This is a genomic window from Bacillus sp. ISL-18 (genome assembly GCF_018613415.1).
In the GTDB taxonomy this organism is placed as follows: domain Bacteria; phylum Bacillota; class Bacilli; order Bacillales; family Cytobacillaceae; genus Neobacillus.
On sequence record NZ_JAGGQG010000002.1, the window covers coordinates 919964 to 938729 of the forward strand.

At 37.8% G+C, this 18766-nt stretch carries 22 protein-coding genes, 2 pseudogenes and 2 riboswitches; of the genes and pseudogenes, 20 read left to right on the plus strand and 4 right to left on the minus strand.

Annotation, left to right across the window (positions count from 1 at the left end; translation table 11 throughout):
• The first annotated feature begins 192 nt into the window (after positions 1-192).
• The 13 genes and pseudogenes from J7E81_RS04520 (at position 193) to J7E81_RS04575 (ending at position 10267) form a co-directional block, all read left to right on the plus strand.
• Positions 193-1635 carry an amino acid permease gene (locus tag J7E81_RS04520; RefSeq protein ID WP_215040919.1) on the plus strand — a complete coding sequence of 481 codons (1443 nt, stop codon included), beginning with the start codon at positions 193-195 and terminating at the stop codon, positions 1633-1635.
• A gap of 134 nt (positions 1636-1769) precedes the next feature.
• Positions 1770-2153, plus strand: coding sequence for a RidA family protein (locus J7E81_RS04525; RefSeq protein WP_215040920.1), 384 nt, complete (start codon positions 1770-1772; stop codon positions 2151-2153).
• 42 nt (positions 2154-2195) lie between these two features.
• Positions 2196-2453: a hypothetical protein gene (locus J7E81_RS04530; protein ID WP_215040921.1), complete on the plus strand. Its 258-nt coding sequence runs from the start codon at positions 2196-2198 to the stop codon at positions 2451-2453.
• A 217-nt stretch (positions 2454-2670) separates the two neighbouring features.
• Positions 2671-3897, plus strand: a complete 1227-nt coding sequence (locus tag J7E81_RS04535; RefSeq protein WP_215040922.1) for a MalY/PatB family protein — start codon at positions 2671-2673, stop codon at positions 3895-3897.
• Between the two features lie 394 nt (positions 3898-4291).
• Positions 4292-5494 (plus strand): aminotransferase-like domain-containing protein, encoded by a 1203-nt coding sequence (locus J7E81_RS04540; RefSeq protein ID WP_215040923.1) that lies wholly within the window; start codon positions 4292-4294, stop codon positions 5492-5494.
• A gap of 131 nt (positions 5495-5625) precedes the next feature.
• Positions 5626-6738, plus strand: coding sequence for a flavin monoamine oxidase family protein (locus J7E81_RS04545; RefSeq protein WP_215040924.1), 1113 nt, complete (start codon positions 5626-5628; stop codon positions 6736-6738).
• Positions 6739-6823: 85 nt separating this feature from the next.
• On the plus strand, positions 6824-7636 hold the full coding sequence (locus J7E81_RS04550; protein ID WP_215040925.1) for a VOC family protein: 813 nt from the start codon (positions 6824-6826) through the stop codon (positions 7634-7636).
• A gap of 437 nt (positions 7637-8073) precedes the next feature.
• Positions 8074-8223 (plus strand): DUF6431 domain-containing protein, encoded by a 150-nt coding sequence (locus J7E81_RS31260; protein ID WP_374103988.1) that lies wholly within the window; start codon positions 8074-8076, stop codon positions 8221-8223.
• 144 nt (positions 8224-8367) lie between these two features.
• Positions 8368-8679 (plus strand): annotated as a pseudogene (locus tag J7E81_RS04555) (transposase); the annotation flags it as partial.
• Positions 8672-9079 (plus strand): ATP-binding protein, encoded by a 408-nt coding sequence (locus J7E81_RS04560; RefSeq protein WP_251028419.1) that lies wholly within the window; start codon positions 8672-8674, stop codon positions 9077-9079. The pseudogene J7E81_RS04555 and the gene J7E81_RS04560, both read left to right, overlap by 8 nt.
• A 55-nt stretch (positions 9080-9134) precedes the next feature.
• Positions 9135-9326 (plus strand): hypothetical protein, encoded by a 192-nt coding sequence (locus J7E81_RS04565; protein WP_215040926.1) that lies wholly within the window; start codon positions 9135-9137, stop codon positions 9324-9326.
• Between the two features lie 139 nt (positions 9327-9465).
• Positions 9466-9702: a DUF5348 domain-containing protein gene (locus tag J7E81_RS04570; RefSeq protein WP_215040927.1), complete on the plus strand. Its 237-nt coding sequence runs from the start codon at positions 9466-9468 to the stop codon at positions 9700-9702.
• Positions 9703-9973: 271 nt separating this feature from the next.
• Positions 9974-10267 carry a DUF3502 domain-containing protein gene (locus tag J7E81_RS04575; protein ID WP_251028420.1) on the plus strand — a complete coding sequence of 98 codons (294 nt, stop codon included), beginning with the start codon at positions 9974-9976 and terminating at the stop codon, positions 10265-10267.
• A gap of 132 nt (positions 10268-10399) precedes the next feature.
• On the opposite strand, the gene J7E81_RS04580 is transcribed toward J7E81_RS04575, so the two are convergent.
• The 4 genes from J7E81_RS04580 to J7E81_RS04595 form a co-directional block, all read right to left on the minus strand.
• Entirely contained in the window at positions 10400-11164 is a 765-nt protein-coding gene (locus J7E81_RS04580; protein ID WP_215040928.1) for a sulfite exporter TauE/SafE family protein, read from the minus strand.
• A gap of 42 nt (positions 11165-11206) precedes the next feature.
• Positions 11207-12556: an amidohydrolase gene (locus J7E81_RS04585; protein ID WP_215040929.1), complete on the minus strand. Its 1350-nt coding sequence runs from the start codon at positions 12554-12556 to the stop codon at positions 11207-11209.
• 66 nt (positions 12557-12622) lie between these two features.
• Positions 12623-13081, minus strand: coding sequence for a hypothetical protein (locus J7E81_RS04590; RefSeq protein WP_160725002.1), 459 nt, complete (start codon positions 13079-13081; stop codon positions 12623-12625).
• Position 13082: 1 nt separating this feature from the next.
• Positions 13083-13946 (minus strand): DUF3100 domain-containing protein, encoded by an 864-nt coding sequence (locus tag J7E81_RS04595; RefSeq protein ID WP_215040930.1) that lies wholly within the window; start codon positions 13944-13946, stop codon positions 13083-13085.
• A gap of 154 nt (positions 13947-14100) precedes the next feature.
• Positions 14101-14202: riboswitch (purine riboswitch) on the minus strand.
• Between the two features lie 544 nt (positions 14203-14746).
• On the opposite strand from J7E81_RS04595, the gene J7E81_RS30830 reads away from it, so the two are divergent.
• The 7 genes and pseudogenes from J7E81_RS30830 to J7E81_RS04620 all read left to right on the plus strand — a co-directional run bounded on the left by J7E81_RS30830 (position 14747) and on the right by J7E81_RS04620 (position 18763).
• Positions 14747-14878, plus strand: a complete 132-nt coding sequence (locus J7E81_RS30830) for a hypothetical protein (RefSeq protein ID WP_285291982.1) — start codon at positions 14747-14749, stop codon at positions 14876-14878.
• A 92-nt stretch (positions 14879-14970) separates the two neighbouring features.
• Positions 14971-15042 (plus strand): annotated as a pseudogene (locus J7E81_RS31265) (DUF3502 domain-containing protein); the annotation flags it as partial.
• Between the two features lie 316 nt (positions 15043-15358).
• On the plus strand, positions 15359-15508 hold the full coding sequence (locus J7E81_RS04600) for a hypothetical protein (protein ID WP_215040931.1): 150 nt from the start codon (positions 15359-15361) through the stop codon (positions 15506-15508).
• Positions 15475-15762 carry a DUF6544 family protein gene (locus J7E81_RS04605; RefSeq protein ID WP_215040932.1) on the plus strand — a complete coding sequence of 96 codons (288 nt, stop codon included), beginning with the start codon at positions 15475-15477 and terminating at the stop codon, positions 15760-15762. Before J7E81_RS04600 ends, J7E81_RS04605 begins: the two co-directional genes overlap by 34 nt.
• 55 nt (positions 15763-15817) lie before the next feature.
• Positions 15818-16237 (plus strand): hypothetical protein, encoded by a 420-nt coding sequence (locus tag J7E81_RS04610; protein ID WP_215040933.1) that lies wholly within the window; start codon positions 15818-15820, stop codon positions 16235-16237.
• Positions 16238-16415: 178 nt separating this feature from the next.
• Positions 16416-16602: riboswitch (cobalamin riboswitch) on the plus strand.
• Positions 16603-16776: 174 nt separating this feature from the next.
• Positions 16777-17736 (plus strand): ABC transporter substrate-binding protein, encoded by a 960-nt coding sequence (locus J7E81_RS04615; protein ID WP_215040934.1) that lies wholly within the window; start codon positions 16777-16779, stop codon positions 17734-17736.
• Positions 17723-18763 carry a FecCD family ABC transporter permease gene (locus J7E81_RS04620; protein ID WP_215041212.1) on the plus strand — a complete coding sequence of 347 codons (1041 nt, stop codon included), beginning with the start codon at positions 17723-17725 and terminating at the stop codon, positions 18761-18763. Before J7E81_RS04615 ends, J7E81_RS04620 begins: the two co-directional genes overlap by 14 nt.
• Positions 18764-18766 lie beyond the last annotated feature (3 nt).

Sequence of the window (18766 nt, forward strand, 5' to 3'; positions counted from 1 at the left end):
AGGTTTAGCGATTGGAAGGCTAGCGGGTTAGTAGGAGAACGAAAACGATTTTTAAGTGGTACCGTTTGATTTCGCTATTTGAAGAAAGAGATTATTAAATAACCGGGAAACGTCTTTATTATTACATTTAGGGTAAACACTACTGTTTTTATATATCTTTTCTGCGATCACCACTATAGAGGGAGGAAAAAAATGAGTGACAAAGTACACGTAGAGTCTTACGAAAAAGAAGACTTGAAGAGAGATCTATCAAATCGTCACATCCAGATGATCGCCATAGGAGGTGCAATTGGAACCGGTCTATTCTATGGTTCTTCCTGGGCTATTAGTCAAGGAGGACCTGCAATTCTGCTGATGTATTTAATAGTTGGGATAGCCATTTACTTCATTATGAGAGCTTTGGGTGAAATGGCTGTTGAAGAACCTGTGTCGGGAACGTATGTATCCTATGCGAATCGTTATATTCATCGCTTTGCTGGCTTTCTATCTGGCTGGAACGCATTTATCTTCTTAATTGCTACAAGTGCAGCCGATCTTAATGCACTTGGAAAGTATGTACAGTTTTGGTTTCCTAATATACCAGTATGGGTAAGCGCTTTAGCAGTGGTAGTGATCATGTTTACCATTAATATTATTGGCGTATCGATCTATGGAGAAACTGAATTCTGGTTATCCTTGATTAAGGTCACAGCAATTGTTTTTATGATCATATTTGGAGCTTTAATGATTATTTTCGGAGTTGGCAATCATGGTAATCCGGTCGGAGTCGGTAATCTTGTAAACCATGGGGGATTTTTCTCGACTGGAATGAATGGATTTATTTTATCGATTGTTATGGTAGCGTTTGCATTTGGCGGAGTTGAAAACCTCGGATTTGCAGCTGGAGAAGCAAAAAATGTAAAGACTACTATTCCTAAAGCTGTTAACGCTGTGTTCTGGAGAATTATGATTTTCTACGTAGGGGCCATCTTTATTTTGGTAACAATCTTCCCATGGAATACTGCTGGTTCGAAAGGAAGCCCTTTCGTTGAGATATTTACTAAAATGAATATTCCAGCTGCCGCTTCCATTATGAACCTTGTAGTTATTTCAGCAGTATTATCTGCAGTAAACTCTAGTATTTTTGCCAACACCCGTACATTCTACAACTTGGCTTTACAAAAGAACGCTCCTGCGATACTTGGCAAGGTTAACCGTAAAAATATACCATTTGCTGGAGTTATCCTAGTTTTTGCCTCAATGCTTTTTGGAGTTTTAATGAATTTCCTTATGCCCGAAAAAGTTTTCTCATTGTTTGCTTCAGTTACTGTCTTTGGCTTAATTTGTAACTGGTCTGCTATTCTAATAAGTCATTTGAAATTTAGGAAGATAAAGATTAAAAATAATGAAGTTGACAAACTTACTTACAAGATGCCTTTCTATCCGTACAGCAATTATTTCGGCCTGTTCTTTATGGCTGTTGTAATAGTATGTATGGCATTCTTACCGGATGAAAGAATGTCCTTGGTAGTGTCGGCTGTATGGGTTGTAATAGTTTTTATAGCTTATAAGTTTTATACAAAAAAAGAAACAGTAAAGGATACAGCTAACGATACAGATATAGCAAACGATCCATTAGAAGACTTTGGCGGTTAATTTTTACTTTAGAAATTACCGGTTTACAGGAATGCAACATATGGGATCCGTTTAATCGGGTTTACTAGATGAAGAAATCTGTTGAAATTTAAATTATAGCAGAACCCAAATATATAAAATATCGGAGGAAAGTGATGATGAAACTAATAGAAACCGTACATGCACTAGGAGCAATTGGACCATATTCACAGGGGTTTATAGTGAATGGATTGATCTATACTTCAGGTCAAATTCCGGTAAATCCAGAAGATGGAACGGTAGGAAATACTATAAAAGAACAGGCAGAACAGAGTTGCCGAAATGTGAGAGCGATTCTTGAAGAGGCAGGAAGTGGATTTGAATATGTATTTAAGACTACCTGTTTCCTAGCAGACATGGCGGATTTTGCGGTCTTTAATGAGGTATATTCAACGTATTTTGTATCAAAACCTGCTAGAAGCTGCGTAGCGGTAAAGGAACTCCCGAAAGGTGTTCTCTGTGAAATAGAAGCGATTGCTGTCATGCCAAAAAACCAGTAGTAAATAATTTATAAATATAAATTTGAAAGGTGGATGAACACTATGAATGTAAAAGTAATTGGAAGCCACTTGTGCCCTGATACATTATACGCTCTCAGCAAACTGAAAGATAAAAATGCCAATATCGATTTTGCGGATCTTTCTGCAAGCTTTTCTGCGCTAAAGGATTATTTGTACGTTAGGGAAAATAATGCCCTTTATGATGCCATACGTGAAGCAGGAGGAATAGGAATTCCATTTTTTGAAATAGAAGATGGAACACAGACTTTGGATTTAAATGTTGTGTTAAATCGATTGTAAATGGTACATTATAATATTTTTACCATACAATTTTAAAAATTGTATGGTTTTTCTGTGGTGGAATTATTCAAATCTGGTTCGATGAAAAAAGCAATACAATTAGCTTTTTAGAATGGTAGTTTTGATACAGTAAACCAGAGAAGGATTATTATTGGGTTGAGCTTCTTGATTCAGTGAATTAATATAGAAGTAGTTGCAAAAAAGGGAGAGACCAGACATGAATATGGAAGAATTTGTAGAAAAGTATAAAGTTGAGAGAAATAATTCAACATCTTTAAAATGGGATTTATTAGAAGAACGATTTGGGGATCCAGATCTACTTGCCATGTGGGTAGCGGACATGGATTTTAGGACCTCAGATACCATTACAGAAGCTCTTACAAATCGCGTGAACCATGGTGTGTTTGGTTATTCTTACGTTCCACAAAGTTATTTTGATGCATACTTCAAATGGATGGAGGAAAGATATTCTTTTCCATTGAAAAAAGAATGGATTCGCTATTCGACTGGTGTCGTTGCTGCGCTTTACTGGTTTATTAATGCTTTTACTGAACCTGAAGATTCTGTAATCATTCTCACTCCAGTATATTATCCATTCCATAATGCTGTTCGTGATTGTGGTCGGAAACTAATTACTTGTCCATTAAATAATGATAACGGTATTTTCACCCTTGATTATGACCGTTTCGAACAAGCAATCATCGATAGCCGTGCCAAACTGTATATCCACTGTTCTCCACATAACCCAGCTGGCAGAGTTTGGACGGAAGAAGAACAAGATAAACTATTTGAAATTTGCAAGAAACATAACGTTTTAATTGTGTCAGATGAAATTCACCAAGATTTTACCTACGGGGATCATAAACATATTCCTGCTGCAGTAGTTAAAGGCGGAAAATATCGGGATTTAATTATTACAGTGAATTCTGCCTCAAAAACGTTCAACCTAGCAGCACTGATTCATTCCAACATTATCATTACAGACGATATACTAAGAGAAAAATATGATAAATATATAAAAACAGTGAATCAGACAGATTTTAATACGATGGGACTTACTGCGACAGAGGCAGGTTATTCTGGCGGGGGTGAGTGGTTAGAATCCTTGAAAAGCGTTATCTATTCAAACTTTGTTTATGCAAGAGATACCCTTAATAAAGAGCTTCCGGAAATTACAGTTACACCTCTAGAAGGAACATATTTAATGTTTATGGACTTAAATAAAATTATTCCAAAAGAAAAAACAACAGAATTTATTCAAGCTCGCTGTCGACTAGCTGTGGACTTTGGGGAATGGTTCGGTACAGATTATAAAGGATACGTCAGACTGAACCTGGCAACGACTCCGGAGAATGTCAAAATAGCGATTACAAACATTATTAGAGAAGCAAAACTATTAAAAGAAAATGATAATATGAATGTACCATCTTTGCTCTCTATTTGAGCACCTTCTAAATAATAATGATATTTTCCATAGTAATAAAGTGATTGAAAAATTGTTTGCCATACACTTATAATGTTGTATGGCTTTTTTGTGCGTGTTAAAATATTACAAATCTAGTTGGCGGATTATATGAACTAGAATTAGCACTACAATCCTTGTCGATGCAACCCCACCGTCCCCTCGGCCTAAGATGCAGGGCTCTGTATGCTCCAATTGCTAGTGATTGCATTCATTACTGTTATCCCATTAATTATGTGGGCCGGTAGTAATCAGAGTAAGGTCTAATAAAAAATAACTGAAAATTCAGGGTAATTAGGAGCAAAGGTAGCTAGTAAACTTTTTAAATAATAGTTAACTGAAATCCATTACTAAGATAAAAAAGGAATGATGATCAATGGAAAATAAATTTGCTGAGAGAACTCATTTAGTAAAACCTTCTGAGACACGTGAAATATTAAAAGTAACAGAAAGACCAGATGTTATCTCTTTTGCGGGAGGCCTGCCAGCTCCAGAGTTGTTTCCTGTAGAAGCTCTTAAGGATGTATGCAATATTGTATTGAATGAAGAAGGTGCGGCTTCTCTTCAATATAGTACGACTGAAGGGTATATTCCTTTAAGAGAAGCTATTTGTCAGAGGATGGAAGTGATTGGAATCAACTCTCCGCTTGGAAATGTTCTTATCACATCAGGCTCCCAGCAAGCAATCGACCTTACTGGTAGGATATTCATCAATGAAGGAGATACGATTATTTGTGAAAGCCCAACCTATCTTGCCGCAATAAATGCATTCAAGTCATATAATCCCAAATTTGTTGAAGTAGCTATGGATGATGATGGTATGGTGATGGAGAAGCTAGAGAAAAAGCTGCAAGAGCATCCTAACACCAAATTTATCTATACGATTCCAGATTTCCAAAACCCTACAGGCCGCACATTAAAGCTCGAAAGACGAAAGAGAATGATTGAGCTCGCTAATCAATATGATGTATTGATTGTAGAGGATAATCCCTATGGAGCGATTAGATTTGCTGGAGAGGCACTTCCGCCTGTGAAACACTTTGACACAGAGGGCAGGGTAATTTATATAAGTACCTTTTCTAAGATTTTTGCTCCCGGTCTACGACTTGGATGGATTTGTGCAGACGAATCTTTCGTTGAAAAGTATGTTGCTTTTAAGCAAACAGCTGACTTACATACTGACAGCTTTGCTCAAAGAATTACAGCTAAATATTTGGAACTTTACAATATCGAAGAACACATTCATAAAATCAAAGCTGTTTATAAAGAAAGATGCACAGCTATGTTATCCTGTATCAAAGAATTTTTCCCCAAAAATATAAACTATAGTTTGCCAGAAGGTGGATTATTTATTTGGATCGAGCTTCCTGAATCTGTTGATTCTGGGGAATTATTCGTTAAATGTTTGGAAAATAACGTTGCTTTTGTTCCTGGTGCCCCATTCTTTCCGAATGGAACAAAGAAAAATACTTTACGTTTAAATTACTCAAATATGCCTAAAGAGAAAATTATTGAAGGTATGAAACTTATGGGAGAAGTATTGCATCGTGAATTAGAAAAAGAAACAACTCTTTTATAGATTTGACCCAATCATAAAAACACATTTTTTTCACATAGGGAAAGCTCATTTAAAGGGGACCAATATAAAATGGAATAACCCTTCTAAAATAAAATGATACAACATAGGAACAGTCAGAAGGAGGAAAAAATATGAACAAGCCTGTAATCATTGTTGGTGCGGGTTTAAGTGGCCTGCGTGCTGCATCACTGCTTACTGAAAAAGGCATTAAATTTTGGGTACTAGAGGCAAGAGATAGGATTGGTGGAAGGGTTTTGAGTGCTTCTGATCCAAGCAGACCTGACCTAGGTCAATTTGATCTTGGCCCTACGTGGTTTTGGCCACAGTTTGAGAGCCAAATTGCTAATCTTGTAAAAGAACTAAATTTAGAAACTTTCGAACAATATAAGGAAGGCGAAATACTTATAGAACGATTTCAAATCAAGCCACCAGAGCGCTGTGAGCTGAAAGAACACTCCGACGAAAAATGGGTCCGATTGACTGGAGGTGTGCAGTCTCTTATTGATGCTCTAGCAGAGACCATTCCCTCAGAAATAGTTGAACTAGAAACACGAGTGAAGAAAATTCTACTGAATGATGCTGGTGATATCACAGTTGAAGCAGAACTTTCTGATGGAAAGAGGAAAAAAATTCCTGCAGGAGCCGTTATTCTAGCATTACCACCTCGTCTTGTGGCGCGTCACATTGAATTTTCTCCTTCGCTCCCCCAAAATCTTATGAATGACATTGTAGAAAAACCTACATGGATGGCGGGACAGGCCAAGGTAGTTGCAGTCTATGATCGTCCCTTCTGGAGAGAATCAGGACTTTCTGGATATGTATTGAGTGCCGTTGGTCCCTTAGAAGAAATATATGATGCCTCTCCTAATAAAGGCCCTGGTGCATTATTTGGTTTCTTCGGAATGCCATCAGAAGCACGAAAAAAAATGGTACAAGATAACGTTTTAAAATTGGTTGTTGGCCAATTAGTTAAACTCTTTGGAAGTGAAGCTGAAAATTTAAAGGCTATTTTTTATAAAGATTGGTCCAGCGATTCTGAAACCACTGTTGAGGAAGACTTAAGTCCTCTAAAAAATTACCAAAGCTATGGTCCACCACCAGTAGAAGGTGTATGGGAAAAGAAAATTATTTTTGCTGGTACAGAGACGAATTCAGAATTTAGTGGACATCTTGAAGGGGCCCTGCAGTCAGCTGAAAAGGCAGTTGCTGAAATCATTCATTTAAATGAAAAGGATGTTTCTTGATGGCAAAGCAAATTGAACGATAATTAGATTAGCATCAGAATAGAAGCCATGTTAACACACAATATCGAGTGAAAGGAGTACTATAATGGATTTTTTCTTTGATCACCTTGTTTGGTTCTTTACGAAACCAGAGAAAGCAATTTTACCCTTAAAACAAAAAGGAATTCATGTTGTGAAGGGAGGCCGTCATGAATCTTGGGGAACATATAATACGTTAACCTATTTTGGCTTAAGTTATATTGAATTTTTAGGAATTGAAAATTTATCAATAGCTGAAAAACATAGTGAAAATCGATTGATTACGCAAATCGTTGAACAGCTAGCAAAAGAAAGTCGGGAAGGTCCTGCGAAAGTGGCGATTCGAACAAATCAAATAGAAGAACTAGCAGTAAAACTTAAAGCAGAAGGACTTACAGTATATGGACCGCTTACTGGGGAGAGAGTTCGTGATGATGGTCACGTAATCAGGTGGTCATTGTTATTCCCTGAACACAAGGAAAAAAAGGTTTCTTTACCATTTTTTATTGAATGGGAAAAATCAGATGAACAAAGGTATTCGGAAATAGATGACCAAGGACTTATAGGGTCACACATATTAGGCCAACCAAAATTGGAAAGTGTTGGTTTTGTCGTCAATAATTTGGATGAGACATTAGAAACTTGGAAGAAATTGTTTGGCCTTAAACAAGGCGAGGAGTATCTTGATACGGAAATTAATGCACGTTGTAGAATAGTAAAATTGAACGGAACTAATTTATTATTTTGTACACCCATTGGAGATGGTCCAGCTGCTAAGGTAATAAAAGAAAAAGGGGAGACTCCTTTTTTAGTGAACCTTACTGACATGAATCAAAGTCACTTTTTTGAAATGTTGGATGGTTATTGGAGGTTCCAGTAATAAATTAAAACCAATATATAGTGAATCATAGATTGAGATTGAATATGATCTGTTATTGCCATTCAAAAATGACCGAAAGTTGACGGTGTTGCCTGTCCAGAGTTAGACGGTTATAATGTCCATATATACAAAATTCGAAACATTTCGACATTAATAATCCCTAATTCTGGAGAAAGGAAAGGACGCCTCCCATGATGTATATCTGCGCCAACAGGTATACGGGAGACGTCCCCTAAAAAACTATATGCTTATTTTAACAGATTATAAACTAATTGAAAATAATGGAGTTTTTGGTTAGAGGTGCGGGGAGGATTCCTTCGCCCTGTTGCGGGAAAGGCATGAGCGTAATTGGTACTAGAGAAAGAAAAGCAAGAGAAAGTTCTGGAGAGACAAAAGGGATATAATATTGGCGATTAGGTTGTGATCAGTGCGACCGGATTCATCATGAATTACCAGATTTCTTAGTTCCATATAAGAGATATAAGGCACAGTGTATAGAGTCGGTTCTTTCGAACCCTTCTACACATGATGTCCAGCTGATGAATCTACTTTATTTCGTTGGTTTGAATGGTTTAATTATTTCGTAGATTACTGGGCTAACTGTCTTATATCTATTGTGCTTAGAACTAATCAGGATAAGGTCCCTTTGAATTTGACGTCAGCAAATTCAGAGACTGCACTTCATAGAATAGGACGACTGGTGGGGAACGCCCCCAAATGGCTGGAGAGGTATTAGTTCTATGGATCAGAAATATGAAGTTGGTCTTTCTTTTATTGGTCGTCAAGTGGATGTTGTCTATGATCCTGCGGATTTAGAAGAGTTAACAATTGAGTATGAGGGTTATTCCCCTTGGAGAGCAAAAAAGCTTGTAATTGGAGGAAGATCCGGAAAACGTCCAACATTACCTTCAGACCTCCAAGCGTCTAAAGCTGATTCGTCCAGACTACTTAAAGCAGCTGAACAGAAGCATCAAGAAAGAAAAAAAGATCAAGCTCCAGCCGTTTCTTTTCGTGCTGTTTGGAAGGAGAATGGCGATGTTTGAAGGATTTTATGGAATGAAAAATACCCCTTTTACAAGAGATGTGCCTACTACTCAACTTTATGATTCCATTACGATGCAAGAGGTTTTAGGTCGATTAAGGTATACAGCAGAAAGGCAGCTGTTCTCCGTTTTAACTGGGGATTGTGGTAAAGGGAAAACAACCACGATTCGGAAATTTGTAGATGGCCTTGATCATGGGAAATTTCGAGTACTTTATTTATCAGATTCAAAGCTAACACCTAGGCATTTTTATAAAGGTCTGTTAGAACAGCTAGGTTCAGAAGCAAAGTTTTATAGAGGCGATGCCAAACGGCAGCTTCATCGAGAAATCGAGTTAATGAGAGGTATTCATGGAATTCAGCCAGTCGTCGTGGTTGATGAGTCTCACCTTAGACCGTGAGATGCTTGAGGAAGTTAGATTTTTACTCAATTTTTAGATGGATGCACAAAGCCCGATGGCACTAATCCTTGGAGGTCAAAGTGAATTATGGGACCGTCTACGTCTTCAATCATACGCAGCCATTCGTCAAAGAATCGATATTCAGTTCAAATTAAGTCATTATGATCGGGCACAAGTAGATGCGTATGTCTCACGACATCTGAATATTCAGGAGTTGAACAGCAAATCTTTTCAGATGGTGCGTTAGAGGAAATTCATCGATTTTCCGGTGGAACCCCAAGACTTATTAATAAAGTATGTACACATAGCCTCCTTTATGGAGCTCAAAATGGCCGTCGGATCATTGATGATCATATGATAAAGCACGTCATTCAGGGGGAACTGTCATGAAGAGCGGCAGGAAAGATATGAAATATAGTGAAGATCTAGATTGTTGGGTGGTCTTCTGGGGTGATAATACAGGTTACAAGATGCGATGTGGCGATTGGTTTGATCTTCACCTCGGAGATGAAAGGAAGTTTTCTTGCCGTATGGAACTCGGAAGAGATTGGTATATTATCTTGGGCAGGAATGAGACTAAATTTTATTTAAAACAGAACGAAACATATAAAGTTAATATTTAAATGAAGGGGAAGCTAAAGCAGGTTGCAAGCTTCCCACTTCTTTCGGTCAATGTTTTCATCAGATTCAGAACAAATGATTCCGACAATTTCTTGCCATTATATAGCGTCAGTAACAATATTAGAGTTGAATCCGACGCAAAGAATACCTGAAATAATAAGTAGAATAGATCAAATTGTATATGATATTGGGTATTGACCGGAAAAAGTCGTAAAAATTAAAACAAAAGAATCAAAATATATATTCAATCAGTGGGAACTTGGAAACAATACTTTGTCACAAGTTTGGCAAGGAAATCTGGTAAATTATTGGGATGAATTGGTTAAGTTTAATGATTCAGCAGTCATTTCTCCGGCATTTGGTTTCCGGTTTAATCCTGATCCGGTGAAAACAGAAATTGCAGCAAGTACAAACGTTATCAATCAGTACAAAGTTCCACTTGAATCTGGCACCTTAGATCCTAATAAGGCTTTACCAGAGTTTAATAAAAAACTAAAAGCAGCAGGCATTGATAAAATAATCGCTGAGAAGCAAAAGAAATTTGATGAGTGGAAAAAGAATAATTAACTAAAAGTGAGAAGAGAGCTAGTGATAATCTAGTTCTCATATTTTCGGCTACATATTTTTCTCAAAGGTCGAAAAACAAAAAAATGAAACGCAATCGGAACTCGAAAACTTTTCACAAAAAAAGAGTGGGGGTCAGGCCCCCACTTTTAGCATAACCAGCATATAAACTGAAGATAGAATTGTTATTATGGCAATCATTAATTTTAACCGATGAATAGGAACCCTTGTGGCAAGGCGAGCACCCGTTATAATTCCTATAATCGTACCTAGTAAACTAGCAGTAATTAACATGGAGGTGGTACTCATATCGGCATGGGCGAAATATCCGAAAATCGATGGGATGGCAATGACGACTGAATTTAAAAGACTGACCCCCACCGCTATCCGAATATTGATTCCAAGACTAGCCAGTAATGGGACTAATAAAATCGGACCGCCGGCTCCAGTTAATGCGCAAATGACTGCTGTTATAAACCCAAGTAGCATAACTATAACAGAATGATTCAATAGAGGTGATCGATTTATTTTCGTATTTTCATTGTTTTTCTTAAGTAGAATTGATAATCCAGCCAGCAGAACAAAGATATAGAGAAGAAGCCTTGCTAGAAAATCAGAAATTAACACATTGATTTGAACGCCTAAAAACGCACCTGGAAGGCTGCCGATACTCAAAAAGATGGCAAGTTTCAAATCCATGTTTTTTGATTTCCAATAGGAATAGGCTCCAATCAGACCTGAGACTGCAAAGGATAAGAAACTCAGTGCAAGGGAATCATGCACGGGCATTGCTAAAAAACCTACGTATATTAACGGTAAAAGAAACCCGGAAATTCCGGACATACCTAATAAAACACCAATAATCAAATTGGAACACAAGACAATACTAAATGTGTACATGTATAGACCTCAATTATTCCTAACCCATAAGCTGAAGCAGGGTTATATATTTGCTCGAATAGAAAGCTCCTTCATGGCAAGCTTACTTTCATAGATGATCTTTTCTTCATCCAGTGTAAGTACTTCTCTGTTTTTCATTACGATTTTTCCATCGACAATACTATCGGTTATGTCATTACTGTTGACCGATTCAATCAGCGTGTTGATGAAGTTATGTGTCGGCTGAATATGAGGCTGATCGATGTTAACCAAAATCATATCGGCTTTTTTCCCAATCTCCAGTGTCCCTAATTGATCCTCTCGGAGCATTGCTTTGGCTCCGCCCATTGTGGCCATCTCTAAGATGCTCTTAGAAGGCATGACAACAGGGTCAAAAATAGGCACTCCCAAAAAGGCTCTCATTAAAGATTTAAACACTTTCATCTGATCAAATAAACTTAATCCTGAGTGTCCGGCCCCATCCGTCCCTAGACCAACACTGATCCCTTTTTGCAGCAAGCTAGGTGTTTTCGGAATGCCTTTCCCTGAATTACTAATCGGACAGTGAACTACTTTACTATTATATTCCTTAATGATATCCATTTCATTTTCAGAAAGCAGAATACTATGGGCTCCCAAGAAATTTTGATCCAAGACACCGATGGATTCAAGATATTCATAGGGGCGCATTTGGAAGTTCTCCAAGCAATAACTAATTTCATTTGGATATTCGTTCATATGAGTTTGTACACCTGTGGAACATTCTTTTGCCGTTTCAAAAACTTTCTGAATTAAATCAGGGGTACACGTAATAATCGATCTGAGGGAAAACCAAACATCTATTCTTCCATTCCCCGCGCGATGAAAATCATTATACAATTGGAGATTTTGCTTAATATTTTCCTCTGTACTTGATTTCATCGTATCAGGTATATCCTTACCGCTATCCATTGTGGAACAAGTAATCACCCCGCGTAAACCGGATTCCAAAACGGACTTTGCAACCCGATGCATGTGTCTTCCACCTGCATCAATGAAGGCCGTTGTTCCAGATTTAATCATCTCCAGACAGCTTAACTGTGAGCTTATATAGACATCTTTTTCCTGGAGGTTGCTTTCAAATGGTACCATGATCCGTGTCCAGATCATCGGGTATTCATCCGCGATTCTTCCGCGAAGCAGCTGTTGGCAAGTATGGGTATGTGCATCAATCAAGCCAGGCATTACTAGCTTGCCCTTCCCATCTAATGTTTCTTGTGTTGTATAAATAGTAGAAAGGAAGGCAGCATTGCCTATATCGATGATATTTTGGTTCTTTATCACAATCGATTGCTCATCGATTACACTGAAATCAGAGGTTAAGATCGAACAGTTTTTAATCATTAAATCTGCGTGACACTTTCGATTTTCCATGGTGTTCCTCCTTAGATGACTAACATAGAAACAGGGGGGCAGCCGCCTCCCTTTATCCTGTAGATTTTAGAACGAATCTGCCGCATTGGTTAAGTTCAGAAATATCTCTGCAAAAATGGCTTGCACAAGAAATGTACCTGTAAAAACCAACAGTGCGACGATGACCATTTTCCAGCTTTGGCTGATAAAGGTTTTAAAATTAAGGCCAATTCCAGCAAGGGTCCCTACGATGGTGATGGGAGCCATAAAGGAGATTTTCGCTGTGTAATCAATGATCGGCTGGGATACGGGTGAAATCGGACTTGCCACCAGTACTCCTGTCAGAACCACATAAACAATGGCAGGGATTTTTAAGGGAATGATTTTTCCTAAAAAGATACCGACAAAAGCGATTGCGGATAAAATCAATACTCCAGGAATGGATTCTGCAATGGACATATGATTTCCAACCAGGTTTGCCAAAAGGGTTGTCACAACGGACGTTAGTAAAAGGGAAACGGTCCAATCACGCATATTCATTGTCATATTAATTGCCCACCTTCATTGTTGTTGTTTGTTTAATTGCTCGTGTTTGTTTTGGGCTGATTCTAGGTTCTAACCAGTGATAAAGTTTCTTTGTTATAGGTAGTGAAATAAATAAAGTAAAGTAAATTCCAATAATAGCGGACAACATATCACTTGCACCTGCTAGCATGACAATCTGGTCAGCGTAATGAGGATAGATGGCTGCGAGTGTGCTAGAAGCTGCTGCCATCATGACACCACTGCCGACGCCGCTGGCCATTGCGAGTGCTAATGGATGAAAAATATTCGTAGCGGCAACGATACTTGCCAAAAATCCGATATAAATGGTACCGATAATAAATCCGATGATGTAAATGGATAGGGCTCCTCTTGCTTCTGGTGAATTGGCCCCGTATAGATGACAAATCAATCCGTAATCCTTATCTCGGCACGTGGAACTTGTTGCACCAATCGCTTCTTTTTTAATCCCAAGCAGTAAGGCAACTGGTAAGGCAAGCAAAATTGTTCCGACATGGCCAAGTTCTTGAAAGGCTAAGGCTGGGCCAACATCGACTAGCTTTGGAAGGTTCGAACCAGCCAGCACGCCAACTTTTGCCATGAAAGGGGTAATGGCAACGAGAACAAGCGATGAGGCTTTTTTCGTTTCCTTTTCTTTGAAAAATTTGAAAAGATCAGGTCCCAGTAAGACACTTATGACAATCGCAAAGAGCATTGGATAGACAATAATTAAAGCAGAACCTACTTGAAGCTTTTTCATTCCTATCAGTTCAGCAATGAGGACGATGACGAAAGCAGCCAAATATAAGCGATAATTCTCTTTTATTTTTCCCACTATCGACTGACGTTGATCTGTGTTGTTATTCATTCTCTTTTTCCTCTCCCTGTCAATTTTTCTTTTAAATTTTTTCGTATAAATAAGAAGAACTCTAGTTATTTTAACTAGAGTTTGACATACGGAAAAAACAAAAAACGAGGAATAGTCTGAATAAAGCAAGTGATTCGTTCACTGCTAAAACTTATCGTTTCCTGTCATTCCCCATAGTCAAACCATTTACGGTAGTTTGGTAGAGACTTTTGGACCGTATTTCCAAATTTATACGAAGAATTATAAAAGACGAATATTAAATTATTTTTTGTAAAAAACGTTCGTTTATTTATAATTTATATCATTTTATTTAGAAAGTCAAAGTGTTTTTAGTAACTATTTACGAAATATAAGAGTGGAATTGGTTGAATAGATTGAAGGGAAAGGCAGACTAACATCTCAAATAAAAAAAGCTATAAAATCAACCCAAATTGCAAACATTACTGATACCACCGTATCTATGGTTAAATCAGGTAAAGGCTTTGGTTACTTCTCGCATATGAAGCCAAGCTATGTTCTACAAGAATCCGTAATTACGGGGCATCACCTTCACAAAACCATAGTCTTACACGGATGCTGCAATCGGACTTAACTTGTCGATTACAAGAAATAGTCAAAATCCGGAAAAAACGATGCAATTCTTGAACCTGCTTTATACTAACAAAGATATTATGAACCTGTTAACGAGTAGTATTGAGGGTAAGCACTACCAGCTTACTTGCTAGGGAACGATTAAATTACCAGATGGAGTAAAAGAATCAAAATATGTATTTAATCAATGGGAACTAGGAAACAATGGTTTGACACATGTTTGGCAAGGCAATCTGGTAAACTATTGGGATGAATTGAGCAAATTTAATGATTCGGCGGTCATTTCTCCTGTATTTGGTTTCCAGTTTAATCCTGACCCGGCCGGTGAAAACAGAAATTGAAGCAAGTACTAACGTTATCAATCAGTACAAAGCTCCACTCAGCGGGCACCTTGGATCCTAATAAGGCTTTACCAGAATTTAATTAAAAACTAAAAACAGCAGGCATTGATAAAATCATTGCTGAAAAGCAAAAGCAATTTGATGAGTGGAAAAAGAATAATTAAATAAAGTGAGAAGAGAGCTAGGGAGAATTTAACCTAGTTCTCTTTTTTATGGCTACATATTTAATTAAGTGTTTAATTAAAACTGAGGTGTTAAAATAAGGTAATATAAGTATCGTGGTATTATTTTAAATGGAGCAAGGAGAGTCAATTAAATGAAAGAAATTTGTAGTCTCTTACTCTGATTAGTTGCAAATAATTTAGCCCTTCCTTACATGGTTAGGGCTTTTTAGTATTTTTAAATCTTATGATTTTTATCGCTTTGGAAAATTTTGAAATTTGATATCATAAAGTCAAAATAATGAAAGAAGGAATATTAATGCCAAAATGGATGTTGGTTACATTTATTGTTATTTTATTAATCTTGTTCTTATTTTTCGCCATCTTAAGAATCGGCAGGGATATGTTTGAAAAAAAGCACAAGAGACTGCAGCATTGTTACTTAAAGGTGCTGAAGTTAAGGACATAAAAATAATTCAGAAAGAAGACATCAAAGGTTTACCATTAGCAGTGCAAAATTGGTTAAGGAACTCCAATGTAATAGGAAAACAGCAAATAAAAACTGTTCGCTTAAAACAAGAAGGACGGATGCGTATAAAAATAGATGGACCTTGGATGCCTTCACGAGCTGATCAGTACTTTACTGTTGATAAACCAGGGTTATGGAACAATCATTTGTTAACCCGGGAAAGGAGTGCCCTTGAAGTTTTAAAAAAGGTGTGAAGTTAAATGCTTCGTTTGTTTTGATATCAACATTAATTGAAAGAAGAGGTGGAATATGAATAAAAAACAGCTTTTTTACTGGGCCGGTACATTACAGCTATTAGTAGGTATAGGGGCCGTAGTTTCAGGAATAATTTTAATATTAGATCCCGATGGTAGTAATTTAAGTTTGTCAGTAGCAATCTTGAAGGATTCACCATTTGAAGACTTTTTAATACCTGGAATCACTTTATTAATCATTAACGGAATTGGCAGCATTTTGGGAAGCTTCTTTTCTTTTAAACGTCGTCTTTTTGCGGGACAGATAACGATGATACTCGGTACTGCAATGGTCATCTGGATTTCAGCCCAAGTATATTGGATCAACTGGATAAGTTGGTTGCAACCAGTCTATCTTATAGTTGGCATATTTGAAATTATTTTAGGCTTTGTCTTATATAAGAACATTAATTCATTGAAGACGTTTCCCTTGTAGGATTTCTTTTGATTGAGCCTTCTAATCTTATTTAACTGAGGGATATTTGTTCTTTGGGATGGTTTATAAAAAGGAGTACCCAAGTGATACTGCCACCAACTATACATGAAATCGTAATAGTATTCTGAAAAACATGTACAAATGATTCACTACTATATATAATAGCTTTAGCATAAATAAATAGATTTCATAAACAGGTGCTAAAATCATTAAAGATTATTAGCTTAATAGGGAAGTTGGTTGAAAGCCAACGCGGTCCCGCCACTGTAAATGGGAGCATCCTATAATAGCCACTGTCGTAAGATGGGAAGGTATAGGAAGCGATGATCATAAGCCAGGAGACCTACCTGTTTATTCAAGCCAAAACCTACGAGGATAGGAAAGTGTGGCATGCTGGACTCTTTACGTTTCGTATTAGAATCTACTCATACCAACATCTCCATGTCTTCATGGAGATGTTTTTTGTTTTCCAGCTAGAAAGTGTTATTGGCAGGATTTATTTTCATTATGCTGCAAAATCAAAATCAGGGGGAAAAAAGATGAAGAAATGGTATTCACTATTGTTGGTTGTTTTATTAACAATAGGCGTCCTTGCAGGTTGTGCTGGGACAACGAAACCGAACGAGGAAGGAAATCAGGCGAAAACAGAAAATACAACAGCAGCTTTTCCGGTAACCATCAAAGATGCTTTAGGGAACAAAGTTGTGATGAAGCAAAAGCCTGAGAAAATTGTGTCACTAATGCCAAGCAATACTGAAATTGCCTATGCATTAGGCTTAGGTAAGGAAATGGTGGGAGTCTCGGATTATGATAATTATCCAAAAGATACTCTAAAAAAAGAAAAAATTGGCGGGCAGCAATTTAATACGGAGAAAATCATTGGATTAAAACCAAACCTAGTTTTGGCGCATGCCTCATCTGCTTCGATCGCGAAGGATGCCCTTCAGCAACTGCGCGATGCAGGAATTCCGGTTCTGGTTGTTGCTAATGCACAAAACTTTGAACAGGTTTATAACTCTATTGAGATGATCGGGAAAGCAACCGGAGAATCAAAAAAAGCAGATGAAGTTGTAAAAGGCATGAAGGATCAATTGGCGGCTATTAAGGCAAAGGCAGCATCCATAAAGGAAAAGAAAAAAGTGTATATGGAAGTAGCTCCTGCACCCGATATTTATACAACAGGAAAAAATACGTTTATGGACGAAATGCTAACAACCATTCAAGCTGACAATGTCGCAAACGATCAACAAGGCTGGATTAAGGTTGATCAGGAAGCGATTATTCAAAAAAATCCTGAAGTCATCATCACTACATATGGATACTATGTAAAGAATGCTGTCCAACAAGTGTTAACAAGAAAAGGCTGGGAGAATGTGGACGCGGTAAAAAATAAACAAGTAATGGATATTAATTCAGACCTTGTCGACCGCCCAGGCCCAAGGGTTATTGAAGGAGTAGAGGAGCTTGCTAAGGCAATCTATCCGGATGTATTTAAATAATAAATATTATGCCTATCTAACTGCAGGAATCTTTCTGCTCCTGTCCATTCTTTTGGGTACGTCCATTGGTACGGTAAATGTGCCAATTCTAACGATCATAAAAATAATCGAAGCGAAACTTTTTGGATTTGTTTCTCTGGAACAAATTGATCCAATGTTCATCAATATCGTCTTGGATATTCGTCTCCCCAGAGTGATCTTATCCGGTCTAGTCGGGGCTGCTCTTGCTGTTGCAGGAGCGGCCTTTCAAGGCTTATTAAGAAACCCGTTGGCCGACCCTTATACACTGGGGGTATCATCCGGTGCATCGGTCGGGGCGGTCATCACGTTGTTCTTTCATTTTTCGATACCATTCATTGGTTCCTTTACCCTGCCATTCGTAAGTATCGTTTTTTCACTTGTTACCATCGTTTTTGTTCTGGTCTTCGCGCGAAAGATGGAGCGTTCCATGAGAGTGGAAACCATTATTTTAACAGGAATTATTTTCAGCTCTTTTCTTGGGGCTCTAATTTCCTTAATGATTGCTTTAACGGGTGATGAACTAAGGCAAATTATCAGCTGGCTTTTGGGCAGCGTTTCGATGCGAGGCTGGGAGTACATCAAGATTATCCTGCCATTTCTTATCATTGGATCGGTCATTTTAATGATGAATGCAAAAGAATTAAATGCAATGTCGTTCGGTGAAGAGAAGGCACAGCATTTAGGAGTCAATGTCCAAAGCAGGAAATTGATGATCTTAATCGCCGGTTCCATCCTAACGGGGGCGTCTGTAGCTGTTTCCGGAACCATCGGATTTGTAGGGCTTGTCATTCCACATTTGGCGAGAATATGTTGGGGTCCGGACCATAAGCACCTTTTGCCATTATCGATTATAACCGGAAGCGGGTTTTTAATCATTGCGGATCTCATTTCAAGGACGATCATTTCTCCGACTGAATTACCGATCGGAGTGATCACCGCTTTAATTGGTGCACCGGTCTTTGCTATCATTCTTTTACAAAGAAAGAGGAAGGAAAGGAGTGGATAAAAA